Annotated in this window: 23 protein-coding genes and 2 pseudogenes; 12 read left to right on the forward strand and 13 right to left on the reverse strand. The window is 57.4% G+C overall.

The window, feature by feature from the left end; genetic code table 11:
- Positions 1-38 precede the first annotated feature (38 nt).
- The 4 genes from LJU29_RS12545 to LJU29_RS12560 are packed head-to-tail and all read right to left on the reverse strand — an operon-like array spanning position 39 to position 4502.
- Positions 39-1004 carry a lysylphosphatidylglycerol synthase transmembrane domain-containing protein gene (locus LJU29_RS12545; protein WP_057454606.1) on the reverse strand — a complete coding sequence of 322 codons (966 nt, stop codon included), beginning with the start codon at positions 1002-1004 and terminating at the stop codon, positions 39-41.
- Complete coding sequence (locus LJU29_RS12550) at positions 1001-1741, reverse strand: SDR family oxidoreductase (protein ID WP_057454605.1); 741 nt, start codon at positions 1739-1741, stop codon at positions 1001-1003. The genes LJU29_RS12545 and LJU29_RS12550 overlap by 4 nt, the downstream gene beginning before the upstream one ends.
- Entirely contained in the window at positions 1738-3054 is a 1317-nt protein-coding gene (locus tag LJU29_RS12555) for an FAD-binding oxidoreductase (protein ID WP_257112508.1), read from the reverse strand. The genes LJU29_RS12550 and LJU29_RS12555 overlap by 4 nt, the downstream gene beginning before the upstream one ends.
- Complete coding sequence (locus LJU29_RS12560; protein WP_257112509.1) at positions 3051-4502, reverse strand: UbiA family prenyltransferase; 1452 nt, start codon at positions 4500-4502, stop codon at positions 3051-3053. Before LJU29_RS12560 ends, LJU29_RS12555 begins: the two co-directional genes overlap by 4 nt.
- 371 nt (positions 4503-4873) lie before the next feature.
- Here LJU29_RS12560 and norR point away from each other — a divergent pair, with 371 nt between their 5' ends.
- Together norR and LJU29_RS12570 are read left to right on the forward strand one after the other, a co-directional pair.
- Positions 4874-6424, forward strand: coding sequence for a nitric oxide reductase transcriptional regulator NorR (gene norR / locus LJU29_RS12565; protein ID WP_257112510.1), 1551 nt, complete (start codon positions 4874-4876; stop codon positions 6422-6424).
- 116 nt (positions 6425-6540) lie between these two features.
- Positions 6541-6765, forward strand: coding sequence for a DUF6555 family protein (locus LJU29_RS12570; protein ID WP_004658504.1), 225 nt, complete (start codon positions 6541-6543; stop codon positions 6763-6765).
- 22 nt (positions 6766-6787) lie between these two features.
- On the opposite strand, the gene LJU29_RS12575 is transcribed toward LJU29_RS12570, so the two are convergent.
- Complete coding sequence (locus LJU29_RS12575) at positions 6788-8206, reverse strand: MFS transporter (protein ID WP_257112511.1); 1419 nt, start codon at positions 8204-8206, stop codon at positions 6788-6790.
- 236 nt (positions 8207-8442) lie between these two features.
- Complete coding sequence (locus LJU29_RS12580) at positions 8443-9423, reverse strand: IS5-like element ISPsy2 family transposase (protein WP_054078085.1); 981 nt, start codon at positions 9421-9423, stop codon at positions 8443-8445.
- A gap of 297 nt (positions 9424-9720) precedes the next feature.
- On the opposite strand from LJU29_RS12580, the gene LJU29_RS12585 reads away from it, so the two are divergent.
- On the forward strand, positions 9721-11028 hold the full coding sequence (locus LJU29_RS12585) for an Nramp family divalent metal transporter (protein WP_371321915.1): 1308 nt from the start codon (positions 9721-9723) through the stop codon (positions 11026-11028).
- Positions 11029-11089: 61 nt separating this feature from the next.
- Complete coding sequence (locus LJU29_RS12590; protein ID WP_257112512.1) at positions 11090-12541, forward strand: MFS transporter; 1452 nt, start codon at positions 11090-11092, stop codon at positions 12539-12541.
- A gap of 8 nt (positions 12542-12549) precedes the next feature.
- Here LJU29_RS12590 and LJU29_RS12595 read toward each other — a convergent pair whose 3' ends face one another.
- From LJU29_RS12595 to LJU29_RS12605, 3 genes are all read right to left on the reverse strand, one after another.
- Positions 12550-12747 (reverse strand): hypothetical protein, encoded by a 198-nt coding sequence (locus LJU29_RS12595; RefSeq protein WP_002553811.1) that lies wholly within the window; start codon positions 12745-12747, stop codon positions 12550-12552.
- Between the two features lie 159 nt (positions 12748-12906).
- Positions 12907-13110, reverse strand: a complete 204-nt coding sequence (locus tag LJU29_RS12600) for a hypothetical protein (protein ID WP_002553810.1) — start codon at positions 13108-13110, stop codon at positions 12907-12909.
- A gap of 63 nt (positions 13111-13173) precedes the next feature.
- Positions 13174-13662 (reverse strand): DUF3828 domain-containing protein, encoded by a 489-nt coding sequence (locus tag LJU29_RS12605; protein WP_005733540.1) that lies wholly within the window; start codon positions 13660-13662, stop codon positions 13174-13176.
- A 198-nt stretch (positions 13663-13860) separates the two neighbouring features.
- On the opposite strand from LJU29_RS12605, the gene LJU29_RS12610 reads away from it, so the two are divergent.
- A complete protein-coding gene (locus LJU29_RS12610) occupies positions 13861-14445 on the forward strand; it encodes a LysE family translocator (protein WP_004667690.1) in 585 nt (194 codons plus the stop codon).
- Positions 14446-14454: 9 nt separating this feature from the next.
- Here LJU29_RS12610 and LJU29_RS12615 read toward each other — a convergent pair whose 3' ends face one another.
- The 3 genes from LJU29_RS12615 to LJU29_RS12625 form a co-directional block, all read right to left on the reverse strand.
- Entirely contained in the window at positions 14455-15288 is an 834-nt protein-coding gene (locus LJU29_RS12615; protein WP_054996015.1) for an AraC family transcriptional regulator, read from the reverse strand.
- 183 nt (positions 15289-15471) lie between these two features.
- Positions 15472-15777 (reverse strand): RcnB family protein, encoded by a 306-nt coding sequence (locus LJU29_RS12620; protein WP_122321805.1) that lies wholly within the window; start codon positions 15775-15777, stop codon positions 15472-15474.
- A gap of 97 nt (positions 15778-15874) precedes the next feature.
- Positions 15875-16732, reverse strand: a complete 858-nt coding sequence (locus tag LJU29_RS12625; protein ID WP_054995897.1) for an SDR family oxidoreductase — start codon at positions 16730-16732, stop codon at positions 15875-15877.
- A gap of 88 nt (positions 16733-16820) precedes the next feature.
- Here LJU29_RS12625 and LJU29_RS12630 point away from each other — a divergent pair, with 88 nt between their 5' ends.
- The 5 genes and pseudogenes from LJU29_RS12630 to LJU29_RS12650 form a co-directional block, all read left to right on the forward strand.
- On the forward strand, positions 16821-17249 hold the full coding sequence (locus LJU29_RS12630; protein WP_011168830.1) for a winged helix-turn-helix transcriptional regulator: 429 nt from the start codon (positions 16821-16823) through the stop codon (positions 17247-17249).
- 138 nt (positions 17250-17387) lie between these two features.
- On the forward strand, positions 17388-19277 hold the full coding sequence (mrdA, locus tag LJU29_RS12635) for a penicillin-binding protein 2 (RefSeq protein ID WP_122321809.1): 1890 nt from the start codon (positions 17388-17390) through the stop codon (positions 19275-19277).
- Positions 19278-19427: 150 nt separating this feature from the next.
- On the forward strand, positions 19428-21146 hold the full coding sequence (gene poxB, locus LJU29_RS12640; RefSeq protein WP_257112516.1) for a ubiquinone-dependent pyruvate dehydrogenase: 1719 nt from the start codon (positions 19428-19430) through the stop codon (positions 21144-21146).
- A gap of 137 nt (positions 21147-21283) precedes the next feature.
- The gene (locus LJU29_RS12645; protein WP_235663049.1) at positions 21284-21853 is read left to right on the forward strand and encodes an RHS repeat protein; all 570 of its coding nucleotides are present in this window, start codon (positions 21284-21286) and stop codon (positions 21851-21853) included.
- Positions 21850-23697: pseudogene (locus tag LJU29_RS12650) on the forward strand (RHS repeat protein); the annotation flags it as partial. The gene LJU29_RS12645 and the pseudogene LJU29_RS12650, both read left to right, overlap by 4 nt.
- 141 nt (positions 23698-23838) lie before the next feature.
- Here LJU29_RS12650 and LJU29_RS12655 read toward each other — a convergent pair.
- Positions 23839-24779, reverse strand: a pseudogene (locus LJU29_RS12655) (IS5 family transposase).
- 748 nt (positions 24780-25527) lie between these two features.
- Between LJU29_RS12655 and LJU29_RS12660 the strand changes: the two are divergent.
- Positions 25528-25845 carry a hypothetical protein gene (locus tag LJU29_RS12660; RefSeq protein ID WP_005755789.1) on the forward strand — a complete coding sequence of 106 codons (318 nt, stop codon included), beginning with the start codon at positions 25528-25530 and terminating at the stop codon, positions 25843-25845.
- Positions 25846-26069: 224 nt separating this feature from the next.
- Positions 26070-26588: a chalcone isomerase family protein gene (locus LJU29_RS12665; protein ID WP_002553794.1), complete on the forward strand. Its 519-nt coding sequence runs from the start codon at positions 26070-26072 to the stop codon at positions 26586-26588.
- Positions 26589-26592: the final 4 nt, after the last annotated feature.

Raw genomic sequence — 26592 nt, forward strand, 5'->3', positions numbered from 1 at the left:
GAGGTGAACAAAAGGTGTCGGGTGCCTGCTTTACTGCCTCAAGGCTGACGTCCCGGTGGTGCAGCGTTGAATCGGGAAAGCATCACGGCACCGATCGCCACTGCGAACCACAGGGTCGCCAGACGTATCAGCAGCGTGGCGGCAATCGCGTCTGCCCCAGGCATGCCCTTGAACATCAGCAGCCCAACCATCACTGCTTCGGCACTGCCCAGGCCACCCGGCATGAAGCTCAACGCTCCTGCGAGCATTGCCAGTGCATAGGTGAACACGGCAAACGTCAGTGGGATCTGCGCGCCTATCCAGCCAAGCATCCAGTAAAACGCTAGTGCCTCGGCGCTCCAGGCAAGCAGACTGAGCAGGCTGGCGGTCAGCAACACTCTTCCGTGCAGGCATTGACGGGCGGCGAGCAGGATGTCGAACAGCTGCCGCCGCAGCCTGTGCAGTCGTGTGCTCTTCTCCGTCGGCAGCGCACCTCGCATGCGCTTCAGCAAATGACCCTGAGACAGCACCAGCAGCCCCGCCAGAACCAGCGCCAGGCCGATAAAAATCATGGGTTGCGCCTGCGGGTACCACGACAAACCGAACAGCGTCAGCAGCACGATGGCCAGCAGATCGGACAGGCGTTCGCTGAAAAATGCAGCAAAACTTTGTGGGTACGGTACGCCCAGCGGCCTGAGCAATACGCCACGCAGTGCTTCGCCGGCCTTGCCGGGCGTGGTTGTCAGGGCGAAGCCGGCCAGGTAGATCCACAGGCTTTGCCGCCAGGCAAGCGGATGCCCCAGCACCTCAAGGTAAAGCTGCCAGCGTCCGAAGCGCAGCGCGTAGTTGATTGCCGACATCAGCAAGACCAAGCCAACGCCCTGCACCCCGACCTTGCCGGTTGCTGCGCTGACTGCCTGCCAGCCGCCCCACAGGGAAAATCCCAGATAGCCCAGTGCCGAGAAGACGACCGATAGCAGCACCGCCCGATAGCGCCAGCCTGACAGCAGCGGCATGTCGCTCAAAGGTCGAGCCTTTTGAATAATGGCTGTGGAATCGCGCGAATCACCCACATGATCCATGCCCAGAAGCCCGGCGCATAAAGGCTTGTAGACCGGCGTGCGATGCCCTTGACGATGCGCTCGGCAACAGCTGCCGGTTGCGCAACCAGCAAGGCAGGCAACGGCAGGCCGTGGGTCATGGGCGTGTCGACAAAACCCGGCTTGATGGTCACTACATGTACGCCGAGCTTGAACATCCGCGCCTGCAACCCGTCGCAGAACGTCGAGACGGCAGCCTTGGCCGAGCCGTACAGGTAATTGGAAGGGCGTCCTCGATCACCAGCGACGGAGGAAAGCACTGCCAGTGTGCCGCAGCGCTGCACTTCGAAATGCCTGGCCAGCAGGGTCAGCAAGGCAATAACCGATGCACCGTTGGTGATGAATTCCTGTATGGCCAGGCCTGCGTATTGCTCGCAGGCCTTCTGGTCGGGCAGGGTGCCGTGAGCCAACAGGACGATATCGATCTGCCCCAATGCAGCCAGACAGTCGGCCAGCATCGCCGGGTGCCCTGAAAAGTGCGTAACGTCCAGTCGGTGTGTGTCGATACGCCCGGCACCGCGCGCCTTGAGATCGGCTGCATTGCTGTCGAGCTTCTCCATGTCGCGCGCCACCAGAAAAAAATCACAGCCCTGCGCGGCCCAGAGTCGGGCACAGGCGTGGGCGATGGCTGATGTCGCGCCGATGATCAGAATTTTTTTCATGGCATCACTCGTTTCCAGAAGCGGGACATCAAGGAAGGGTCACGCAGGGCTTCAAGTTGTTCCCAGGCTGGATAGGCCTGGCGGAAATCGCTCCCGGTCATGTGTGCATCTTTTGCCGGATATAGACGTCCACCCGCTTCACGGACAATGGCATCCAGGCGTGGGAACAGTGTTTCGGCCAGCTCGCGCGTCTGCGAAAAATCCAGTGCCAGCGAAGTACCCGGCATCGGGAAGGACAGCAGCCCCGGCGAAGCGATATCGCCGCAGCGCTTGAGTACCGCAAGGAATGAACCCCGGCCCGATGCAGCAATCGCATCGAGCAGCAGTTGCATGGCCTTGGGCGCGCAATGCTCGGGGATCACGCACTGGTATTGCTGAAACCCTTTGCGACCATAAAGACGATTCCAGTGCTGGATGCGATCCAGCGGGTAGAAGAACGCTTCGCAAGCGCTGCGGTGGGCCTTGGCCTGTTGTGGATGGGCGTGCCAGTAGATCGAATTGAATGCACGCAAGGACAGATGGTTGACCAGTGAAAGCGGGGCAATGAACGGTATGCTCAGACGCTTGGGCGCATCGGCCGTTAGCGACCCGTAACGAGCGTGGTCGCCGACGATGTACACGCCACGGCCGCTATTACTGCCTCGCGCCAGGCAATCAATCCAGGCCACGCTGTATTCGTGCTGCGCGTCCAGCTCGTGCGACAGGGTAAAAAATTCTGCCAGATTGGCGAAGCGCACCACCGTGCTGTTGATCTGACTGGTACGGATCGGCATCAATTGCAGCTCGACCCGACTGATAACGCCGGTCAAGCCCAGGCCGCCGATGCTGGCAGCGAAAAACAAAGGGTTTTCCACGGCCGAACAAACCATCGGCGGCTCGCCATGACGGATCAATTCGAAACGCATGACATGACAGCCGAAGGTGCCGCGTAGATGATGATTCTTGCCGTGCACGTCGTTGGCAAGTGCGCCGCCTATCGTCACAAACTGCGTGCCCGGTGTGACCGGTAGAAACCAGCCGCGCGGGATTGCTGCCGCCAGCAGTTGTGACAGGGTCATGCCTGCTTCCAGTTGCACCACGCCGTGCTGCCAGTCTGCGGCGATGAAGCGATCCAGCTTGCGCATGTCCAGTACGTGACCACTGCTGGCCAGACAACTGTCGCCGTAGCTACGGCCGTTGCCGAACGGCAGGCTGGTGTGATGGTGCGCAAGTGTTTCCGAGATGTGCGCCGGCAAGCGATTTACCGCCTCACAGTCATGACCTTGCTGGGCAACCTGCGGGTAGCGCCCCCAGGAGTAGAGAGGCGCGCTCATGCGGCGATCCAGAACACCAGCAGGAACAGAAAACCGATCCCCTGGCTGATCCGGTCGCGGATTGCGAAAACTACCGGGTCCTCGTTCATCTGGCCGCGATGGGTGAGCATCCAGATCCGAGTGATCCAGAACAACAGCAACGGGCAGGCCAGCCAGATCACATGCGGATGCTGATACAGGGCAACCGTCGCGCCCTCATGGATGTAAAGCGCCAGGACCATTACCGCCAGATTGCCCGACGATGCACCCAGGGAGGCGATCATGTCCAGATCGCCCGGGTAGTAGCCGCGGCCGCGTGTCTTGACGGTCACATCGCACAGCCTCGCGTCGCGCAGTTCGGCATAGCGCTTGACCAGCGCGAGGCTGAGAAACAGAAACATTGAAAATGCCAGAATCCAGAACGTCAGCGGCAACTGAAACGCCGCTGCACCGGCCAGGATGCGCGTGGTGTAGAGCATCGCCAGAACAATGACGTCCACTGCCATGTGGCTCTTGAGGTAAAGCGAGTAGACCAGCGTCAGCAAGTAATAGGCAGCCAGCACCGCCGCAAATTGCCATGGCAACATGATTGCCGCGCCGGCGAAGGCTGCTGCAAGCAACAGCGGGATCACCAGTAAGCCGGATTCGATCGACAATTGACCGCTGGCGAATGGGCGCTCGCGTTTGCTTCGATGGTGGCGGTCATCTGCCAGATCAAGCAGGTCATTGAGCAGGTAAACGCTTGATGCGCAGAGCCCGAAACACAAAAATGCCAGCAATCCGTCGAGCAGCAATTGCGTGCTCTGGACTTGGTGAGCAGCGAGCAGGGGCACAAAAATCAGTGTGTTTTTCAGCCATTGGTGGAGGCGCAACGCCTTGTACCACGCACTGCGTCGGGACGATGTGGATTTGATCACCTGTTCGACGTTTCCTTGTGCCCGCGCCGCGCGTTCCACACCTGCGAGCGGGCTGGCGACGATGGCCTTGCGTGAGACTTTCCAGATGCACAGGTCGTCCCGGGAATTACCGATGTAATCAAAGCCGCCCTCACCATAATGGCTGACCAGCAAATCGCGTTTGTGATGGGCAGAAAGATTGGTTTTACCGTCCGAGGCCCAGACCTGATCAAACGTTTGCAGGTGTGCTGCAATCTGGTTGGCAAGGGTTTCGTGAGAGGCCGTTGCCATAACCACCCTGCGCCCGTGCTGCCGACTGGTCTGGATATAAGCGATGACCGCAGCATCGTAGGGCGGTAACGCAACGTCGATGTCGGTGCCCAGAGCCAGCCCTTGCTTGAGGGGCGCCTTGCCTTGTAACAGCCAGGTAAAAATCCTGAATACCTGTAGTGGTCGGCCGCGGATAAAAGCTACTGCGGTTTCAAACAGCAGATCTGAACGCAGCAGCGTTCCATCGAGGTCGACAACCAGAGGTGTATCAACCTCAAGAGCTCTTCCTTGAGTACCGGGCATGAACAGTTGCTCCTGTAAAAGTGAGCGCACTATGGAACAAGACCGGACAATCGCCACATCAATAAAATTAAACAATATCCATCATTCAGCCGTGCCTGTGGCGTCAGAAAAATTAAGGATCGGGCAACTGTAATTGCATGAACGCTATTGATTCATTGATTGGTCAAATAACGGAATCTGGTACGGCAACTGTAAAGTTAATGAGTCATTTCACAGGGCTGATTAACGGCGGTAGCTCTGATTCGCGCGTTGATACAACGTGTTCGACATACGGTGCCAGAACGGGCGAGCCTGGATAAACATCGCGGTGACCACTTATTCAGCCTGGCGAGTCATAATGACGCCTTTTTTGGCCGTCTGCTGGAGTCGTAATGACCCACCCCCTGTTGCGTGAGCTGATACCGTTGGTGTCCGACCTGTCCAGAGAACTGCCGGACGAAGAGCGTTATCGGCGTCTGCTGTGCTCGCTGCGCCACTGGCTGCCTTGCGACGCTACAGCACTGCTCAGGCTTGAAGGTGATGTGTTGATTCCGCTGGCGGTCGACGGTCTCAGCCCGGACGCGCTCGGTCGTCGCTTCCGGGTCAGCGAGCATCCTCGCTTCGAGGCGTTGCTTGCGAGTGACGGGCCGCTGCGCTTTGCTGCCGATTGCGATTTACCCGACCCTTATGACGGTCTGGTCGACGGTCATGGCGCGTTGGAAGTGCATGATTGCCTGGGCTGCGTGCTGTCTGTTCAGGGGCGGCCCTGGGGGCTCATTACCCTGGATTGGCTGGACCCCTCCAGCTTTGGCAGCGTCGATCTGGATAACCTGCAGGCCTTCGCCAGTCTCGCTGCGGCAACGGTCATGGCGGGCGAGCGCATCAACCAGTTGGCGCGGGGTTTTGAAGATCAGCGCCAGTTGGCCGAGGTCTACAAGCGCGCTGCCGGAGGGCGAACGCCTCGCGAGCTGATTGGCCAGAGTGCGGTTCACCAGCGTATGCAGCAGGAGATTGAACTGGTCGGCAACAGCCCGCTGACGGTACTGGTCATGGGTGAAACCGGTGTCGGCAAGGAGTTGGTGGCCGAGTCCATCCATCTGCACTCGCCGCGGGCACACAAGCCGCTGATCAGCCTCAACTGCGCCGCGCTGCCTGAAATGCTGGTCGAAAGCGAATTGTTCGGGCATGTCAAAGGCGCTTTTTCCGGGGCGGTCAATGGGCGTAGCGGCAGGTTCGAGCTGGCGGATGGCGGTACGTTGTTCCTTGACGAGGTGGGTGAGCTGCCATTGTCGGTGCAATCCAAGCTGTTGCGTGTGCTGCAAAGTGGTCAGTTGCAACGGGTCGGTGCTGATCAGGAACACCATGTGGATGTGCGCATCATCGCTGCCACCAATCGTGATCTGGCCGAGGAAGTGCGCTCCGGCCGGTTTCGGGCGGATCTCTATCATCGATTGAGCGTCTACCCGCTGCTCGTGCCAGCACTGCGCGAGCGCGGACGGGATGTGTTGCTGCTGGCCGGCTATTTTCTCGAGGAAAACCGTGTGCGCATGGGGCTACGTGGGCTGCGCCTGAGCGCCGAGGCGCAGCGGCTGCTGCTCGCGCACCCCTGGCCGGGTAACGTTCGTGAGCTGGAGCACCTGATCAGCCGGGCGGTGCTCAAGGCGTTGTCTGCCCATCCGCAAAAGCCGCGCATCCTGACGGTCGAAGGGCCAGCGCTGGGTCTCGACGGCTCGGCGTCTGCCACGCCACTACCCACGGCTGAAAAAGCCCTTTCAGCGGCTGTGCAGGGGGCAGGGCTCAAGGCGTCGGTGGATGCTTTTCAGCATTCTTTGATTGTTGATTGTCTTGAACGACATCAAGGCCGTTGGGCAGAAGTGGCGCGCGATTTAGCGGTGGACAGAGCCAATCTCAATCGACTTGCCAAGCGCCTGGGTATTCGCTGATATATCCGAATGGGGATGTTCGTTGGTCGCCGATATTGAAAAAAGAATGAATTTCTTTGCAGTGAATGCAGTCACCTATACTTCAAGCCACTGCTGAAAAAAGGATCAGGCTTTCAATGGCACTTCCAAAGCATTACCGCATTGATTATCTGCTGAACGGTTCGTTCAAGAGTTTTTATATACGCACCGAGAATATGGACAACGCTGAAGCATGGCACTGTGCAAGTGTCGACGCGGGTCTTGCGCGCATACCGAAATACCGTTTGGAGAAAGTCGCCAAAGTGTCCAAACCTTATGCGGAACACTTTGGTGTCACCAATGTGGAGTGGGCTCAGGCCTGAACCCACTCCTCGGTCAGTTCACTCAACGGTGGGCTATCTGCTCCAGCGCCAGATTGCGTGTACGTGGTCCGAACCGGCCAATGGTGATGATCACGATCAGCATGCTGCCAACGATGAACGCCAGTACGCCCGGTGTGCCGAAGTGGTCGAGGAAAATCCCGATCAGCAGGCTGCTGAACACCGTTGACAGGCGGCTGAACGAGTAGCAAAAGCCCACGGCACGTGCGCGGATGTTGGTCGGAAACAACTCGCCCTGATACGAGTGATAACTGAAGCTCAGCCATGCGTTGCAGAATGTGATCATGATCCCGCAGAAAATAAGGCCTGCCGCGCTGGTCTGGAAGGCAAACAGGCTGCCGAAGATCATCGCTCCCAACGCTGAGCCGACGATTTGCCATTTGTTCTCGAAGCGGTTGGCAAACTTCACGAACAGCAGCGGGCCGAGCGGGTAGGCCAGCGTGATCACGAACGCATACCCCAGGCTGTGTGTGACACTCAGGCCCTGGCCAGAAAGCAGGGCGGGCAGCCAGTTACCGAAGCCGAAGAAGCCAATGGCCTGGAAGACGTGAAATACGATCAGCATCAGTGCACGACGACGGTATGGCGGTTGCCACATATCAGCGAAGCGGCCGTTGCCTGACAGCGCGACTTTCTCCGGTTCAGGTTCATCCAGCGGCTTGCCTTGGTCTTTGATACAACGTGCTTCAATTCCGTCCATGATCAGTTCGGCTTCGTCGAAACGCCCCTGCTGCGCCAGCCAGCGAGGTGATTCTGGCAGTGCTGAACGCAGCCACCAGACAAACAGCGCAAATACCGCGCTGCCAATCACCACCCAGCGCCATCCGGAAAAGCCGACGGGTGCCTGGGGCACCAGCCACCATGACATTAGCGCCACGCTGGGGACTGACAGGAACTGGATGAAAAATGCGAAGGCGAACGCCGAACTGCGTATGCGTTTGGGTACCAGTTCCGACAGGTAAGTGTCGATGGTCACCAGCTCGACGCCCAGGCCGATACCCACTACAAAGCGCATGCCTATCACGCCCAGAGCGGAGGTCTGCAGACCCATGATCACCGTGGCAATGGTGTACCAGATCAGCGCGAAGGTAAAAATTGCGCGGCGACCGTAACGGTCGGCAATCGGGCTAACCAGACTGGCACCGAAAAACAGACCCAGAAAGGTCGCCGAGGCAAAGGCTGCCTGATCGGAAAAGCCGAACAGGCCCTGGTTTCCCGTGGCAAAGATTCCGTCGCGAATCAGGCCGGGGCTGATATAGGCCGTCTGAAACAGGTCGTAAAGCTCGAAAAAACCGGCGATAGACAGCAGGGCGACCAGTTTCCAGATAGTGGCAACCGCAGGCAGTCGATCAATACGCGCCGAGATATACGCTGCCCGCAGCTGTTCGCCCTTGGGTGCACCTGTGCGAGGTGATGAGTTCATCGATGGCCATCCTGAGTTCTTGTAGATGCCTGAATGGTACTCTTTACAATTTGTAATGAATGGTCTTTTAATGCGGTTAATGGCCCCTAAGGAAGGTCTGAAGTAGCCGGATGTTTTCCGGCTACCGAGTCCTCAGCACTTTTCAAAAAACGATGCATGTCGAAATTTGCTCAATTATCTTCGCTTTTTAGCTCTTTCGGCCGCTGCAAAGCCTTTTGCGGTAACCATTTCCTGCATTACACGCGCACCTCTCCTGCGCTCGCCAACAAATGTCGGCGGGCCATCCACAGGTTTGACAGGGCGAACAACGTCACCATCTGCGCGGTGTTCTTGGCCAAGCCCCGAAAGCGCACTTTTTCATAGCCAAACTGGCGTTTGATGACCCGAAACGGATGCTCGACCTTGGCGCGAACCTGGGCCTTGGCCTTCTCGATTTTGCGGATCGCCTTGTACAAAATACTGCGTTTTCCGTGCTTTTTGTAAGTGCTGCGGCGGGCGGCAATCTGCCAAATGACCTTGCGCCCAGCGTGTTCTTCGCGCTTCTCGACCCCGGTGTAACCTGCGTCGGCGCAGACTACGTTTTCCTCGCCGTGCAGCAGTTTGGCAACCTGCGTGACGTCTGCCACATTGGCCGCTGTTACTACCACGCTGTGCACCAGGCCTGACTCGTCGTCGGCGCCGATGTGAGCCTTGGCGCCGAAATAGTACTGGTTACCTTTCTTGGTTTGATGCATCTCAGGATCGCGTTTGCCATCCTTGTTCTTGGTCGAACTGGGCGCGTGAATCAGCGTGGCATCGACGATGGTGCCTTGACGCAACGACAAGCCACGGTCGCCCAGATAACCATTAATTACGCCGAGAATCCCGGTCGCCAACTCGTGCTTTTCCAGCAGACGACGGAAGTTGAGAATGGTGGTTTCGTCTGGAATTCGCTCCAGGCTCAGGCCTGAAAACTGACGCAGGATGGTCGTCTCATACAGCGCTTCTTCCATCGCCGGATCGCTGTAGCCGAACCAGTTCTGCATCAGATGAACACGCAGCATCGCCATCAGTGGGTAGGCGGGCCGGCCACCTTCTCCTTTTGGATAATAGGGCTCAATCAGGGCAATCAAACCTTTCCAGGGCACCACCTGATCCATCTCGATCAGGAACAATTCCTTACGGGTCTGCTTGCGCTTGCCGGCATACTCGGCGTCGGCGAAGGTCATCTGTTTCATCATCGAAAAGCTCGGCGACTGGTGTCCGGAGATTTTGCCAAATTAGGAAGTCTTTTTCAGAGTTTCCCTAAAAGATTAATAATTGTTTAGTTGGTGCGGTTTTTGAGTGTTTATACCGGTTGGGTCAGGCTGTACGCCGTTGAAATAGCTTGTGATTAGCAATGCAGCGCCAGCCTCAAAGACCAGCAAGCGTCAAAACAGCAGGCATGAAGCCGCCAATGATGTATCAACATGTGTCGCAAAACCTTAGGATGAGGGTCTTGATTTTCTGCCTGTCGGGTTCCCGTGACGTACAAACTGCCCACCACTGCAACAGCCCCTTTCTGCCCATCGGCGACCACCGACAGCGTGACCATCCCGCCGAACGCATCCTTGCTACGCAAGATGATGCTGTTCGTGGGGCCAGGCCTGCTGGTTTCCATCGGTTACATGGACCCCGGCAACTGGGCGACGGCTATCGAGGCCGGTTCACGCTTTGGTTATTCATTGTTGTTTGTGGTGGTGCTCGCCAGTCTGTCGGGAATGGTCTTGCAAAACCTTTCTTCCCGCCTTGGCATCGCCACCGGGCGTGATCTGGCGCAGCTGTCTGCTGCCCGCTACAGCCGTAATGTCGCCAAAGGCCAGTGGCTGCTGGCAGAGCTGTCGATCATCGCCACCGATCTGGCAGAGGTGCTGGGGGCGGCGTTGGCGTTTCATCTGTTGCTGGGCGTGTCGATAACCACCGGTGTAGCGCTGACCGCTTTCGATACCCTGATCGTGCTGGCCTTGCAGGGCGCCAATTTCCGGCGTCTGGAAGCTATCGTGCTGGGGTTGATTGCAACCATTGCCAGTTGTTTTGCCATCGAGCTGTTTCTGATCAAGCCATTCTGGCCGGATGTAGTGGCGGGCCTGAAACCGAGCTGGGATGTACTGAGCAGCCAGGAGCCGCTGTATATCGCAATCGGTATTCTGGGTGCCACGGTCATGCCGCATAACCTTTATCTGCATTCGTCGGTGGTGCAGACCCGGGTTAATGGTGCTGACCTGGCCAGCAAGGCCACTGCCATTCGCCACGCCCGGCTGGACACTATCGGTTCGCTGAGCCTTGCGCTGCTTATCAATGCGGCGATTCTGATCCTCGCGGCTGCGGCGTTCCACAAGACCGGGCATACCGAAGTGGTCGAGATTCAGGACGCTTATCACCTGCTTGATCCATTGGTCGGCGGTGCCATTGCCAGCGTGCTGTTCGGCGTCGCCTTGCTGGCGGCAGGGCAAAGTTCGACGTTCACGGGGACCATCGCCGGGCAGGTGGTGCTCGAAGGCTTTCTGCAGGCCAAAATTCCTTGCTGGCAGCGGCGCTTGATTACTCGCGCACTGGCACTGATTCCGGCGCTGATCGGTGTGATCTGGCTGGGTGACAGTTCGGTCGGCAAGATGCTGGTGCTCAGCCAGGTGGTGCTGAGCCTGCAACTGCCGTTTGCGCTCTGGCCGCTGATTCGCTTTACCAGTGATCCGCAGTTGATGGGGCCGTTCGTCAACAGTCGGTTGGTCAAGACTGCCGCCTGGGGTCTGTTCGGTCTGATCTCGGCGGCCAATCTGACGCTGCTGTGGTTCTGGGTGAGCTGAACTTGATCGCCGTAAGTCACTCTCAAACCTGACACCAATGTTCGCTGTCAGGGAGCCGGAAATGACCACAACCGATGAAAAGGGTGCAGTGTTCGAAACCGATTTGCCGGCCCGTCTGGACCGCTTGCCCTGGGGGCGGTTTCACACCTTACTGGTTGTGGCGCTGGGTATCACCTGGTTGCTCGATGGTCTGGAAGTGACCCTTGCCGGCTCGGTGGCTGGCGCTCTGAAAGCCAGTCCGGCGCTCAACCTGACCAACAGTCACGTGGGCCTGGCGGGTGCCGCGTATATCGCCGGTGCCGTACTCGGCGCGTTATTTTTTGGCTGGCTGGCGGACCGTCTCGGGCGTCGCAAACTGTTCTTCATCACCTTGCTGCTGTACGTCGGTGCCACGGCCGCCACGGCGTTTTCATTCAGTGTCTGGAGCTTCATGCTGTTCCGTTTTCTGACCGGCATGGGTATCGGTGGTGAGTACACCGCAATCAATTCGACGATCCAGGAATTTACCCCGGCGCGTTACCGGGGCTGGGTCGACCTGACCATCAATGGCACGTTCTGGCTGGGTGCTGCGCTGGGCGCGATTGGCTCGATTGTGTTGCTCGATCCGCAATGGGTAGGTGCCGAACTGGGCTGGCGCCTGTGTTTCGGGATCGGTGCGGTATTGGGCCTGCTGGTGCTGCTGATGCGTCTGTGGCTGCCGGAGAGCCCACGCTGGCTGTTGATTCACGGCCAGGCCACGCAGGCGAAAAAGATCGTTGAACAGATAGAGGCCGATTTGCAGCGCCAGGGCCATGTGCTGTCTCCCGTGCAGGGCAAACCCTTGCGCCTGCACGTGTGCGACCACACGCCGCTGGGGGAGGTTGCCAGAACCTTGCTGGTGACGTTTCGCCAGCGATCGCTGGTTGGCCTGACGCTGCTGACGGCGCAGGCTTTTTTCTACAATGCGATTTTCTTCACTTACGCACTGGTATTGACCGACTTCTATGGCGTGCCGTCCGAGCGCGTCGGTTGGTATGTGTTGCCGCTGGCGCTGGGTAATTTCTGCGGTCCGCTGCTGCTGGGCAGGTTGTTTGACGTGGTGGGGCGGCGTGTCATGATCAGCCTGACCTACGGTGTGTCAGGCGTGCTGTTGGCGATCAGTGGCTATATGTTCGAGCAAGGTCTGCTGGACGTAACCCAGCAGGCTATTGCCTGGATGGTGATTTTCTTCTTTGCTTCGGCAGCGGCCAGCTCGGCCTATCTGACAGTGGCCGAAACCTTTCCGCTGGAAATCCGCGCATTGGCGATTGCGGTGTTCTACGCCTTCGGTACGGGGCTGGGCGGGATGATAGGCCCTACGTTGTTTGGTGAGTTGATAGAAACCGGCGAACGCAGCAATGTGCTGATCAGCTATCTGATCGGGGCAGGGTTGATGGTGTTCGCGGCGCTGGTGCAGTCGATATGGGGCGCGGCTGCCGAGCGCAAGTCTCTGGAGGAAGTAGCGAGGCCGCTGTCGCAGGCCGGGGAAAGGTAAATGGTAAGTTACCGGAACACGCCACGAAGTCCATCGACTGACGCACGCAAGCCGACGATCCGCTCGCTGACTTCCTGTGCTTCATGCGGGCGAGAAGTACGCTCCAGGTACAAAAGATGTCCGGCAAGATTGGCCGAGACGCGTTCAAGGTCGTCGGCGGTGCGCCTGACGTAGGCCTGGATGTCTTTCAGTTGTTCGACTTGCACGGATGGTTCCCCTATAGGTCGCATCCGAGCGCACTGAATGACTAAATGAATGGGGGCTGTGATGAACCCCCTCAATCGAATTATCGACCGCTACAGTAGCTTTCTTTAGCGTGGCAGGTAAATAAACAGGTAATAAATTTTTGCCCGCTGCCGCCCAGCCTAATCGTCTTCCTGATCGTCATGTTCCGAGTAGGAATCCAGCAACTCGGCCAATGCCAGGGTACGGTCCAGCCCGCTGCGGCTGGACATGATTTCGGCCACTGCCTGCGTGGCGGCAATTCTGGCAGCTTCGCGTTCGGCATCGGTGTTATTGGGCGTGGCGGCCTGCGCAGCCTCAATAATCGATTGCTCAAAGGTATTCATGGTGCTCGCTCGTGAAATTCAAGTGCCTGTGATACCGAGAATGACGGATTGTTTCAAGGCCGATCAATCACCTTCGTAAGGAAATTCCTCCAGGGTCTGCATCAGTGCGACACCCTGCGGCCCTTGAAGATTGTCCAGCACCCAGCAACTGCTGGCATTTTTAGTCAACAACAGACGAGTGGTCTGGCTGGTGACCGGCTGCTGCGGGGCGTCTTTGTAGCCCAGGTTGTAGGTCATCTCGACCACCGCCTGCTTGTCGGAATTGGACACCAGCTTCCAGTCGATGGGCTTCTGCACATCGCCATCCTGCGCGTCGGTCCAGGGGTTGGCGCTGACTGCGCACTGATCACCGTTCTGACAGGCCCAGTCTTTTTTCAGCAAGCCCAGCAAAGGCTTGGACAGGTAATCAGCCGAGCCTTTGCCACTGAGGTAGAAGTCCTGATGCTTTTCGTAGACCCAGCGCGCTGTATCGACCGGGGTCGCGGCGGGGCAGGCGGCCTGGGCCGTTGATGAAAGCAGGCAGGCGAAGGCAATGGCGACGGTTCTGGACATGGAGCAGGCTCGCAGAGAAGGTGGCAGTGAGGTTACAGACTGAGAACATTGCATTTGTAAGGTATGCGGACAAAAAAGCAATGGTTTTAGGTGAAGCGGATGGCTGGAATAATATTGTGAGCAATTTCCTTCAATACGCTGTTCATTGCCGTCATTACCTTGAGCTGGTCATTTCTGATCATGTTCAAGGGGTGTTCCATGACTATGCTGATTTCCATGGCTGCGTTTGCACTGGCTTCGTCCATCACGCCGGGACCGGTCAACATTGTGGCGTTTAGTGCCGGTGCGCGCTATGGGGTCTGGCCGGGCATGCGCCACGTGCTGGGTGCAACGCTGGGCTTTACCCTATTGCTGCTACTCATCGGTTTTGGCCTGTACGAAACCTTGCAGCAATGGCCATTTCTGACCCGAATCATTCAATGGTCCGGCGTGGCATTTCTGCTGTATATGGCGTTCCGGCTTGCAACCGACAACGGTCAACTGAGCCTGGGCGATAAGGCAGTCGGTCCTTCGATGATACAAGGGGCGGTCATGCAATGGCTGAACCCCAAGGCATGGCTGGCATCGATAGCAGGCATGGGTGTTTTTGTTGCCAATGGCGAGGCCACGTTGATCTGGCAATTCGCAACCATCTATTGTGTGGTGTGCTACCTGTCACTGGGTTGCTGGGTCTTTGCCGGGAGTTTTCTGAGCAACTATTTGTGCAGCGCGGCAAGCGTGCGTGTTTTCAACCGGATCATGGCGCTGTTATTGGCTGGCTGTGCGTTGTATCTGTTGATCTGACCCGTGCAATCACAACCGATACTGCCCCGGTGTCGCTGCCAGGTGTTTTTTAAACTCACGCTGAAAATGCGCTTGATCGGCAAAGCCGGTTTCCTGCGCAACGTCGGCAATCATCTTGCCGCTTTTCAACTGTGTTTGGGCGTGCTGGATACGGCGGTTGAGCAAGTAGGCATGCGGCGTCAGGTGATAACGCTGCTCGAACGAGCGAATCAGGTATGACGCTGAGAGGTTGGCTGCAGCACAGATGTCGGCGAGTTTGATGGGCCGGGTGAAGTTGTCGTTGATGTACTCAGCGGCGCGCGTGACTCGGGGGGAGAGTTGGAGGGGCGGCGCTGGCGCAGCATCAAATGTCTCCAGCATCAGGGTGAAGAACGCTACCGCCGTGCAATGTTTTTGCAGCGTATCGGCTTTTGCGTCGGTCAGGGTCTGGTACAGCGCCGTCAATTTACCGAACAGTAGCGGATCGCTAGTGTGCGTATAAGGCAGGGGTTGAAAGCCGGATTCAGCGTTCAGCCCTATATCCTGCTGTATGTCGCCTAGCCAATGGCTGTCCACATAAAGCATCAGGTACGACCACGGCTGATTGTTGATCGGGTTGCAGGCATGCACATCTCCGGGGTTCATCAGGACCGCGGTGCCTGCCGTTACGCGCTGTGAGCTCTTTTCGTGCAAATAGGTGCTTTGCCCAGCGGTAATCGCGCCGATGGAAAAAGTCTCATGCGAATGCGGGGCATAGCAGACCAGCCGGCCATCTTCTACCGAGCGCGCCTCAATGGAAGGCAGACACTCATCGCGCCAGAAAAAGGGAGTTGCGGTCGAGTCGCTGGAGTGGATGGTGCTCATGCTGATATCCCGTCGGCAGAGCACCGAGGGTAGCTGAACTCATGTGCCAGCGCGATGCCGATGTATCGCAGTGCGTTAAAAAGCACCGTCTAGCGCAAATGCTCTGCGTCGGCATGCGTATCGTGACGAGCTGCGTCACTCAGGCATGCTCACGCAGAGCGTAAAAAGCGAAGCGCGTAAGCCTTACTTCTTCGCCGGCACGATGTCCATAATCTGGCCATTGACCTTCTGGAAACGCACGTACTTGTCGTTAATCTTTACCCATTCGCTTTCCTTGGCGGGTGTTTCCAGGCCTTTACTTTTCCAGTCCTTCACTTCCAGGTCGCTGCGGCGATATTTTTCCGGAACGCGGGAGCCTACTTCCAGCTCATGGGCGTTGTCCTTGGATTCGGTGACTTTCGGGTCCGTCGTCTCTGCGTGAGCGGGCAGGGCGACGGCGGAGAAGCAGCCGAGCAAGGTCATGCAGGCGATCAACGATTTGCTATTCATGTAAAGACTCCCAGTCTTTGGTATCAGGCGATGGCTCAATGCCTCGTAACAACTGGGACCCTCACGTTTGCAAATCATTCGATCGGGTTTGCCGCGCTTAGCCTTGCAGGGTCTGGGCGATGGTTGCAGAGAGCCTGGTGGTCGGACGGCCGATCAGTGCGCTCAACTGGTGACTGTCATCGAACAGCGCGCCTTTGGCTGCGGCCGCGTCGGAATCAGCCAGCAACTGCGCAACGAAGTCTGGCAAGCCTGCCTGGATCAGCGCGGCTTTGAATTCGGCTTGCGGCAGGTTGACGTAAGGCAGAGTCTTGCCGGCCTGCTTTGAAAGCTCGGCAGCGAACTCAGCAAGTGTGTAGGAATCGTCACCAGCCAGCTCGTACACGCGACCGCTCTGATCCTCGCCGGAGGTCAGCAGCACCGCCGCAGCTTCAGCGTAATCGAGGCGCGACGCCGAACTGATGCGGCCCTCGTCGGCACAGCCCATGACCGCGCCATGGCTCAGCGCGCCTGGAATGCCTGCTGTGTAGTTTTCGGTGTACCAGCCATTGCGCAGCAGGACATAAGGCAGCCCGCTGGCGCGCAGGTAGTCTTCGGTTTCGCGGTGCTCTCTGGCCAGGCCCAGTACCGAGGCGTCTGCATGCAGAACACTGGTGTAAGCCAGCAGTTTGACCCCGACGCGTTTCGCCGCATCAACCACGGCCTTGTGCTGCGGCAGGCGCTGGCCCACTTCGCTGGAAGAAATCAGCAGCACTTTGTCGGCACCGGCAAACGCGCTGTCCAGCGTCGACGGCTGCGAATAGTCGGCGTGACGAACTTGAATGCCCTTTGCCGAGAGGTCATTGGCCTTTTCCGGGCTGCGGACTGCGGCAATGATCTGCCCGGCAGGTACACGAGTGAGCAGCTGTTCAATGACGATACGGCCAAGCTGGCCAGTGGCACCGGTGACAACGATCATGGAAGGATTCCTTGAATCAGGTTGAAAGGAAGCGCCAGCATAGTCATCATGCTTACCTTTCGTAAGTACGCACAAAAAGGTAAGTGTCATGAGTGAATCTGCCTCGCGTCCACAGTCTGAAACGGTCGAGTCCATGCTGGCCTTCGTTCGTCAGGGGCAGGTACTGGCCACTGATTGCCCTTCACGGATTGTGCTCAACCATGTTTGCAGCCGTTGGGGCGTGCTGGTGCTGGTGGTTTTGCGCGGCGGCATGCATCGTTTCAGCGAGGTGCGGCGCAAAATTGGCGGGGTCAGCGAGAAAATGCTCGCGCAAACTCTGCAGCACCTGGAGCAGGACGGCTTCGTCAGCCGCAAGTCACTGCCGGTGGTGCCGCCGCATGTTCAATACCGGCTGACCCCGATGGGCGAAGAAGTCGCCTTGCAGGTTGAAACACTCGCCACCTGGATCGAGACCAATCTGCCGCGCATTATGCAGGCCCGTGAAGCGTCGAATACGCTGCAGATCACGCCCGAATGAGTCTTTTCTGACAGATTTTTCATCCTGCGATTGTCGGCTTGATCGCCTGCAATCAGCCGCTTCTTGGTATGGTGCGCGCCGAAATCTTTATATACACGTTTAGTTGCGCCGTTTGCCCTTCACCGAGAAGCTGTAGAAATGCCCAATCCAATTCCCCTGAAAGACCACGAAAAAGAGGCGCGGCTGGTCAATCAGCGCCTGATTGCCTGCGCGGTGCTGGTCGGTCTGCTGGCAGCCTGCCTGGTCGCGCGTATGTATTTTCTGCAAGTCACCGAGTTCGACTATCACTCGACCATTTCCGAAAACAACCGTGTTCACGTGCTGCCGATCCCGCCCGAGCGCGGTTTGATCTTTGACCGCAATGGCGAAGTGCTCGCTGACAATCGCCCCAGTTTCAACCTGACCCTGACCCGTGAGCGCGCCGGTGACTGGCACAAGGTGATCGATGAACTGATGACCCTGCTGGAGTTGCCCGACGAAGACCGGATTCTGTTCGACAAGGAACTGAAACAGGTTCGCCACCCGTTCGAGCCCGCAACACTGCTTTATGAGCTGACCGAGGAGCAGATCGCCATACTGGCGGTCAATCAGTACCTGCTACCGGGCGTGGATGTGGCAGCGCAGTTCGTTCGTCACTACCCGTTGGGCGCACATTTTGCCCATTCGATTGGCTATGTCGGACGTATCAACGAAAAAGAAGCGTCGCATCTCGACAACGAATATCGCGGCACTCAATCCATCGGCAAGACCGGTATCGAGCGCTTCTACGAATCCGAGCTGCACGGCCACGTAGGCTACGAAGAGGTCGAAACCAACGCCCAGGGCCGCGTGCTGCGGGTGCTGAAACATACTGACCCGGTGCCGGGCAAGAACATCACCCTCACGCTGGACGCGCATTTGCAGGCCGCAGCTGAAAACGCTCTGGGTGATCGACGTGGTTCGGTGGTTGCGCTGGACCCGGAAACCGGCGAAGTGCTGGCGATGGTCAGCAAACCAAGCTTCGACCCCAACCTGTTCGTCACCGGCATCAGCTTCAAGCAGTACGCTGCGCTGCGCGATTCCATTGACCGGCCGCTGTTCAACCGGGTGCTGCGTGGCCTTTACGCACCGGGCTCGACGGTCAAGCCGGAGGTGGCGATTGCTGGTCTCGACAGCGGTGTGGTCACAGCCTCGACCAAGGTCTTCGACCCCGGTTATTTCCAGCTGCCGGACTTCGATCACAAATACCGCAACTGGAACCACAGCGGCGATGGCTGGGTGGATATGGACACAGCGATCATGCGTTCCAATGACACCTACTTTTACACTGTCGCGCACAAGCTCGGCATCGACCGCCTGCACGACTACATGACCATGTTCGGCATCGGTCAGAAGGTCTCGCTGGACATGTTCGAGGAATCGGCCGGGCTGATGCCGTCCCGCGAATGGAAGCGCGCTACACGCCGCCAGGCGTGGTTCCCGGGCGAAACGGTGATTCTCGGTATCGGCCAGGGCTATATGCAGGTCACGCCGTTGCAACTGGCCCAGGCCACGTCACTGATTGCCAGCAAAGGCGTCTGGCATCGGCCGCACCTGGCGATGGAAGTAGGTCATGACGTGCCGCTTGATGAGCACCCGATGCCAAACATCGTGCTGCGCGATCCCAATGAATGGAATCAGGTCAACACCGGCATGCAGATGGTCATGCACGACCCGCGCGGCATTGCGCGCGATGCCGCCAAGGGCGCGCAGTACCGCATCGCTGGCAAAAGCGGTACGGCGCAGGTGGTGGCGATCAAGCAGGGTGAGCGTTACAACCGCCTGAAGACGCTGGAGCGTAACCGTGACAACGCCTTGTTCGTCGGCTTCGCACCGGCCGACCATCCGAAGATCGTGGTATCTGTGACCATCGAGAACGGCGAGGCGGGCGGTCGAGTCGCGGGCCCTGTGGTCCGGGAAATTCTCGATGCCTGGCTGCTCGACAGCGAGGGCAAGCTCAAGCCGCAATATGCAGTCCCTACCAAGGCCCCGGGTAACCCGCACGCCTGAGTCGTTGCCAAAGCACGCTGTCTGACCGAGCCCTGAACAGGGCTCAGGTTTTCTGAACTGTCGAGAATTCATCGGGTCGACCACAACAGGCGTAGCAGAGCGCTGCGCGCGTTTTACCGAATTCATTATTGCCTCGACAAGGAACCCCTAATGTCCAAGACCATCGCCGACCATCTTGCGCAAACCCTCGCAGCGGCGGGTGTTTCCCACATCTGGGGGGTGTCCGGTGACAGCCTCAACGGCCTGACCGACAGCCTGGAACGCACCGATTCGATTCGCTGGATGCACACCCGTCATGAAGAAGTCGCAGCCTTCGCCGCCGGTGCCCAGGCGGCATCCAGCGGCAAGCTGGCGGTCTGTGCAGGCAGCTGCGGACCGGGCAACCTGCACCTGATCAATGGCCTGTACGACTGCCATCGCAACCGCGTGCCGGTGCTGGCAATTGCTGCGCACATTCCTTCCTCGGAAATCGGCCTGGATTACTTTCAGGAAACCCACCCGCAGGAGCTGTTCAAGGAGTGCAGCCACTTCGTCGAACTGGTTAGCAACCCCGAGCAATTCCCCCGTGTGCTGGAACGTGCCATGCGCGCGGCAATCAGCCAGAAAGGTGTTGCCGTTATCGTCTTGCCCGGCGATGTAGCGCTCAGCGAATCCCCTGATGTAGCTGCGAAATGGATTGCCCCCACGCCGCCAGCTGTCGTCCCGGCAGACAACGACTTGCAGTCGATGGCCGACATGCTCAACGACTCGAAAGCCGTGACCTTGCTGTGCGGTGCAGGCTGTGCAGATGCTCACGAGCAGATTCTTGCACTGGCCGATACGCTGGGCGCCCCCATTGTTCATGCCTTGCGTGGCAAGCAGCACGTTGAATACGACAACCCGTTCGACGTCGGCATGACCGGCCTGATCGGCTTCAGCTCCGGCTATCACGCCATGCTGTCCTGCGACACGCTGGTGATTCTCGGCAGCAGCTTCCCATATCGGAATTTCTACCCGGAAAAGGCCAACATCATCCAGATCGACCTCGACCCTACGCAGTTGGGCCGCCGCACGCCGGTGGCGCTCGGTCTGGTCGGCGGGGTACGGGAAACCCTCGACGCATTGCAGCCAAAACTCAAGCCGCACGCCGACCGCCGCTTCCTCGACAAGGCCCTCAAGCACTACGCCAAGGCCCGTGAAGAGCTGGACGAACTGGCCACGCCTACGCCAGACGGCACGCCTATTCACCCGCAATACCTCACCCGTCTGGTCGATGAACAGGCCGACGCCGATGCAATCTTTACCGTCGATGTCGGCACGCCAACGCTGTGGGCCGCACGCTACCTGCACATGAACGGCAAGCGCAGTCTGCTCGGCTCGTTCAACCACGGCTCGATGGCCAACGCCTTGCCTCAGGCGCTGGGCGCGAAGGCCGAGCACCCTGAGCGTCAGGTGGTGGCGTTGTGTGGCGATGGTGGCCTGTCGATGTTGTTGGGAGATTTGCTGAGCATCCGCCAACTGAACCTGCCGATCAAAATGGTGGTGTTCAACAACAGCTCGCTGGGCTTTGTCGACATGGAAATGAAAGCCAGTGGCTACGTGCCGCACGGCACCGACCTGCATGAAACCAACTTCGCCGGCATCGCCTTGGGCGCAGGCATTCTCAGCCTGCGTGTCGAGAATGCCGAAGAGCTACCTGCAGCGTTGCGCAAGGCGTTCGATCATCCCGGTCCGGTGCTGATCGACGTGGTCACTGCCAAGCAGGAGCTGGGCATCCCGCCGAAAATCAAGCTGGCCCAGGCCAAGGGCTTCAGCCTGTACATGATGCGCGCGATCATGAGCGGGCGGGGCAGTGAGGTGCTGGAGCTGGCGAAAACCAACCTGCGTTAATCAATTATAAAAACGTATGGGTTGAATAGAAAAAAGTTGCAACTTCTATCCACCGAGATTGTCATCGCTGTTACAGGTGACACTCTCGGTGTTTTATATTTATCTTCTCATCATGACCGCCCCAGGCGGTCATTTCTTTGCGGATCCAAACTTCTCACCGAAGTTATCAGTATGAAGACTCTCGCAATCCGGGTTTGCTCATAGGTATAACTGATGAGCGCGGGGTTCGTTTCGCAACTTGGTCTTATGATGACTCTGGAAGGGCAGTCAGCAGTCAGCATAGCGGTGGGGCTGGGCTGACTCAGATAGCTTATAATGCCGACGGTTCGAGTTCGGTTACCAACGAACTGGGCAAGACCACGGTATACCGCTATCAACAGATCGATGGTGTGAAGAGAATTATTGCAATCGACGGTGAACCGTCTCCAAACTGTCCGGCCAGCAACTCCACTTACACCTATAACGACCGAGGCCTCGTACTGACCAAAACAGACGCCAAAGGTCTGGTCACAAATTACGACTATAACGATCGGGGATTCGAAATCAGCCGCACCGAGGCCAGTGGTACTACGTTGGCGCGCACCACCACAACGGAATGGGACCCCAATCGTTTTCTCCCGATCAAGGTAATTGAACCCAATCGCATCACTGTGTATAGCTACGACAATCAAGGACGTGAGCTCAGTCGGCAGAGCACATCCCGATGAGCACTTTCTATTTCAAGGATCTGAGCATGACCGTTTATTTCTTGCGCAAGGTAGTGGTGGGGGTTGCCTGCACCTGGCTGGCATTATCCGCCCACGCAAGTACCATCAGTCGCACCTACACAGCGCTAGGGCAGGTTGCAAGTATCGACGGCGCACGTACTGACGTGAATGACGTCACTCAGTACGCATACGATGCTCAAGGCAACCTTACTACTGTGACCAACGCGCTGGGTCAGGTCTATGCGCTTGCCAGTTTTGACAGTTACGGCAATCCACAAAGCATAACCGACCCTAACGGGGTGGTGACGACGCTCAGCTACACCCCGCAAGGTTGGCTTGCCAGCCTGACGATTGACTCGTCGACTACCCAGTATGCCTACAACGAAGTTGGCGACTTGCTACAAGTCACCACGGCGGATGGCAACTGGGTCAAGTACAGCTATGACGATGCCCGTCGTCTTATCGGCGTGCGTAATCGGCTCGGTGAAAGTATCAATTACACCCTGGACCCAATGGGCAACCGTACGGCAGAGCGGACCAAAGACGTCAATGGAACCGTGGTCCATCTTCAGCGCCGGGTATTTGATGAGCTAGGCCGTCTGATCCGGGTAGTGGGTGCTGGTGATCAGACGCAGCGTTATGGCTATGACCTGAACGACAATCAGTCAAGTGATACCACGCCGCGTAATCACAAAACGCAGCAGGCGTTCGATGCTCTGAATCGAGTCAGCAAGATCGTCGATCCTCTGCAGGGCGTGACTGCCTTGGGTTACAACTCGGATGACAAGGTCACCAAAGTGGTTGACCCGCGTGGCGTGACGACGCTGTACACCTACGACAGTCTAGGAAACCGGATCAGTAGCAAAAGCCCTGATGGTGGGACCAGCACTTACGCCTACGACGAGGCCAACAATCTCATTCGCAGCACTGATGCACGTGGGGTTGTGACCGAGTACGCCTACGACGCGCTCAATCGCCTGACCAGCAAAAGCTATCCCGCCACACCTGCGCTCAATATCAAGTTTCTCTACGACCAGACCGCTGATGGCAATCTCGGGATTGGCCACCTGACAGGGCTACAGGACAGCGCTGGTGTTCTGACGTATACCTACGACGCCAAGGGCAATCTGGTCAGGCAGCACCGCTCGGTGGGCGTCAACAGCGGTGACTATTACGAAACACTGAATTACGGTTATGACGCTGCCCGTAATCTGGTGCAAATCGGCTATCCATCAAGTATCAACCTGACCTACACCCGCAATAGCGCGGCACAGGTAACAGGCGTCAAGCTGGCAATTGGCAACAAGACGGCGACACTGGCAAGCAACATTTCCTACCAGCCATTCGGCCCAGTCAATTCGCTGACCTGGGGCAACGGTATCCTGCTGTCGAGAACCTATGACCAGGATTATCAACTGACCCAGCAGCAAGTCGGTAACTGGCAGACGACTTATCGTTACGACGCTGACAGCAACATTTCCGAAACGGCCACCAGCCTGTGGGGCGCGGTCCAGTATGAATATGATGCGCTGGGCCGTCTGACTCAGGAGCAAACCAACAGCGTCAAAAAGGCTTACAGCTTCGACGCTACAGGCAACAGGACGCAACGTACTACCACCAGCTTTACTACAAGCGATGCCACTGACACCCAGTCGTTAAACTATGCCAGCGACAGCAACCGACTGATCAGCGTCAATGGCTCCACACTGCCTATGGACGCTGCGGGTAACCACATGCAGATCAACGGCCGTCGATTTACCTACGACAGCCAAGGCCGTCTGAGCGAAGTCTATCAAGCAAACATCTACAAAATTGCCGACTACAAGTACAACGCATTAGGGAAGGTCTGAAGTAGCCGGATGTTTTCCGGCTACCGAGTCCTCAGCACTTTTCAAAAAACGATGCATGTCGAAATTTGCTCAATTATCTTCGCTTTTTAGCTCTTTCGGCCGCTGCAAAGCCTTTTGCGGTAACCATTTCCTGCATTACACGCGCACCTCTCCTGCGCTCGCCAACAAATGTCGGCGGGCCATCCACAGGTTTGACAGGGCGAACAACGTCACCATCTGCGCGGTGTTCTTGGCCAAGCCCCGAAAGCGCACTTTTTCATAGCCAAACTGGCGTTTGATGACCCGAAACGGATGCTCGACCTTGGCGCGAACCTGGGCCTTGGCCTTCTCGATTTTGCGGATCGCCTTGTACAAAATACTGCGTTTTCCGTGCTTTTTGTAAGTGCTGCGGCGGGCGGCAATCTGCCAAATGACCTTGCGCCCGGCGTGTTCTTCGCGCTTCTCGACCCCGGTGTAACCTGCGTCGGCGCAGACTACGTTTTCCTCGCCGTGCAGCAGTTTGGCAACCTGCGTGACGTCTGCCACATGTCGTCGGCGCCGATATGAGCCTTGGCGCCGAAATAGTACTGGTTACCTTTCTTGGTTTGATGCATCTCAGGATCGCGTTTGCCATCCTTGTTCTTGGTCGAACTGGGCGCGTGAATCAGCGTGGCATCGACGATGGTGCCTTGACGCAACGACAAGCCACGGTCGCCCAGATAACCATTAATTACGCCGAGAATCCCGGTCGCCAACTCGTGCTTTTCCAGCAGACGACGGAAGTTGAGAATGGTGGTTTCGTCTGGAATTCGCTCCAGGCTCAGGCCTGAAAACTGACGCAGGATGGTCGTCTCATACAGCGCTTCTTCCATCGCCGGATCGCTGTAGCCGAACCAGTTCTGCATCAGATGAACACGCAGCATCGCCATCAGTGGGTAGGCGGGCCGGCCACCTTCTCCTTTTGGATAATAGGGCTCAATCAGGGCAATCAAACCTTTCCAGGGCACCACCTGATCCATCTCGATCAGGAACAATTCCTTACGGGTCTGCTTGCGCTTGCCGGCATACTCGGCGTCGGCGAAGGTCATCTGTTTCATCATCGAAAAGCTCGGCGACTGGTGTCCGGAGATTTTGCCAAATTAGGAAGTCTTTTTCAGAGTTTCCTTAAGGCGCCGTCAAAGGTACAACTTCAGCTTTGGCACTGCGTCAAATCATAGGGCGCTGGCTGGAGTGGTGGTGGGTCGTACCTTGATTGTCCGTAGGGTCCTCTTCGTGAGCAAGCTCACTTCCCACATCCACCGGGCAAGCTATCAGGCCTCAATTAAGCAGGCGCTTGGCCCCACCCGTGACCCTCCAGTCACCTTTTCGCCTAACCCCCCGCCCCGCATACGATTATGTAGTGGATAAAAATATTCACTACATAATCGTTGACGTCCCCGTTTTCCTTTTGCATTATGCAGCTGTCTCCCCGATCGGGAGCGCTGCAAAGTGTACTGAACAGGCTCGGCAAGCCGTCGAGATGTTCCCGGATGTAGGCTGCCCACAAGGCAGATTGATGGAGCTGAACTGGCATTTGTCGTCGATATGGGCGAGAAGCTGGCGAAACGTCCTCATGATGCTTGTAATGGATCGATTGCCGATCCTGGGTCAGGTCCTTGGGTTTCGTGACTTCTTCTCTCTGCGCTGATGCCGCTGTGTAGCGGCTCTTCATCAAGGCTACCTGCATGTCCTTGAGGGGCTGGAGCGACATTCGACCAACACTTACGTGTGTTGCATTGACGACGCTCTGGCGCATGAACTTGATGTATCAATTATTGAACGGTCTACGAGCGAAGGAGCATCAACATGAATATCAACAAGCAACCGACTATTGATGAACTGGCTCGTCTGTTTGCAGTATGCAAAGACACGCTGGATAACCACATCGTATGGATTGCCGATTCGGGTGAAGTCCATGTCGACGCCATGTCGCCATTCACCCAGGAAGACGAATTCCGTGACGCTCATCCACAGATGCGCACTGCGCTGAAGATGTTTCGCCGCGGTCAGGGTTATGTCGGCAAAAAAGCGGCGGCCGACCGCACATATGTGGAAAATACGCTGCAGGCGCTGAAAGGCGAATGGCAAAAGAGCCGTCTGCAGGCACACTCTCAGGTCGCCTGAATTCAAGGTGCGATAAGTATTGAGCCCTGAAGCCTGTTCCCGAACCTGATCGGGAACAGGCTTTTTTATTTTCAGCGCCCGAAAGGGTAATTGCCTTATTGGTTGTACAAAGTGTTTTTGCTGGTATAGATTCCGGCCATGAGTCAGTTATCTGGCTTCTCTCATTCCCGGCCTGCCGATGCTTTCATGGCAGCGCCTGCACCTGACCTACACAGAGGTTGCCGATGCGTGCGCCACGATGGCTATGGTTGGTAATGTTGCTCAGCGCTGGCGCTTCGGCGGATTGGCGGGAGGCATTGCCCAATGCCCAGGTTGTCGGTGGCGGTGATCTCAGCCTGTTCGGCTTTCGTGTCTACACGGCCAGGTTGCTTAGTCCCGCCAAGCCCTTTGTAGCGAGTGCGCCGCTGGCTCTTGAGCTGACTTACCATCGCGATATTGACCGCGAAGATCTGGTCGATGCCAGTATCGATGAGATCAAGCGTATTTCCGGGTCGAAGGTGAACGATCAGCAACTGGCGCAATGGCGTCAGCAAATGAACCAGTCATTTGTCGATGTTAAGCCGGGCATGAAGATTACCGGGGTTTACCTGCCCGGCCGCGAAGCGCGTTTCTATGTCGGCGACAAACTCCAGCATGTCGTGCCCGACAGTGAGTTCGCCAAGGCTTTCTTTTCCATCTGGCTTGACCCGAAAACCCGTAACCCCGAGCTGCGTGAGCAGTTGCTCGGCAGTACCGGCTCATGACCCA

The organism is Pseudomonas ficuserectae (assembly GCF_024584585.1).
GTDB classification, from domain to species: Bacteria; Pseudomonadota; Gammaproteobacteria; order Pseudomonadales; family Pseudomonadaceae; genus Aquipseudomonas; species Aquipseudomonas amygdali.

What these genes read in the sequence shown, in the direction of transcription:
- LJU29_RS12625 (WP_054995897.1), bottom strand. Translation starts at nt 16,732, where the DNA reads ATGATCGTTGTCACCGGTGCCACTGGCCAGCTTGGCCGTATCGTCATT.
- LJU29_RS12605 (WP_005733540.1), bottom strand. Translation starts at nt 13,662, where the DNA reads ATGTCCAGAACCGTCGCCATTGCCTTCGCCTGCCTGCTTTCATCAACG.
- LJU29_RS12660 (WP_005755789.1), top strand. Translation starts at nt 25,528, where the DNA reads ATGAATATCAACAAGCAACCGACTATTGATGAACTGGCTCGTCTGTTT.
- LJU29_RS12620 (WP_122321805.1), bottom strand. Translation starts at nt 15,777, where the DNA reads ATGAATAGCAAATCGTTGATCGCCTGCATGACCTTGCTCGGCTGCTTC.
- mrdA (WP_122321809.1), top strand. Translation starts at nt 17,388, where the DNA reads ATGCCCAATCCAATTCCCCTGAAAGACCACGAAAAAGAGGCGCGGCTG.
- LJU29_RS12580 (WP_054078085.1), bottom strand. Translation starts at nt 9,423, where the DNA reads ATGAAACAGATGACCTTCGCCGACGCCGAGTATGCCGGCAAGCGCAAG.
- LJU29_RS12615 (WP_054996015.1), bottom strand. Translation starts at nt 15,288, where the DNA reads ATGAGCACCATCCACTCCAGCGACTCGACCGCAACTCCCTTTTTCTGG.
- LJU29_RS12630 (WP_011168830.1), top strand. Translation starts at nt 16,821, where the DNA reads ATGAGTGAATCTGCCTCGCGTCCACAGTCTGAAACGGTCGAGTCCATG.
- norR (WP_257112510.1), top strand. Translation starts at nt 4,874, where the DNA reads ATGACCCACCCCCTGTTGCGTGAGCTGATACCGTTGGTGTCCGACCTG.
- LJU29_RS12555 (WP_257112508.1), bottom strand. Translation starts at nt 3,054, where the DNA reads ATGAGCGCGCCTCTCTACTCCTGGGGGCGCTACCCGCAGGTTGCCCAG.
- LJU29_RS12575 (WP_257112511.1), bottom strand. Translation starts at nt 8,206, where the DNA reads ATGAACTCATCACCTCGCACAGGTGCACCCAAGGGCGAACAGCTGCGG.
- LJU29_RS12550 (WP_057454605.1), bottom strand. Translation starts at nt 1,741, where the DNA reads ATGAAAAAAATTCTGATCATCGGCGCGACATCAGCCATCGCCCACGCC.
- LJU29_RS12590 (WP_257112512.1), top strand. Translation starts at nt 11,090, where the DNA reads ATGACCACAACCGATGAAAAGGGTGCAGTGTTCGAAACCGATTTGCCG.
- LJU29_RS12610 (WP_004667690.1), top strand. Translation starts at nt 13,861, where the DNA reads ATGACTATGCTGATTTCCATGGCTGCGTTTGCACTGGCTTCGTCCATC.
- poxB (WP_257112516.1), top strand. Translation starts at nt 19,428, where the DNA reads ATGTCCAAGACCATCGCCGACCATCTTGCGCAAACCCTCGCAGCGGCG.
- LJU29_RS12560 (WP_257112509.1), bottom strand. Translation starts at nt 4,502, where the DNA reads ATGCCCGGTACTCAAGGAAGAGCTCTTGAGGTTGATACACCTCTGGTT.
- LJU29_RS12570 (WP_004658504.1), top strand. Translation starts at nt 6,541, where the DNA reads ATGGCACTTCCAAAGCATTACCGCATTGATTATCTGCTGAACGGTTCG.
- LJU29_RS12665 (WP_002553794.1), top strand. Translation starts at nt 26,070, where the DNA reads ATGCGTGCGCCACGATGGCTATGGTTGGTAATGTTGCTCAGCGCTGGC.
- LJU29_RS12600 (WP_002553810.1), bottom strand. Translation starts at nt 13,110, where the DNA reads ATGAATACCTTTGAGCAATCGATTATTGAGGCTGCGCAGGCCGCCACG.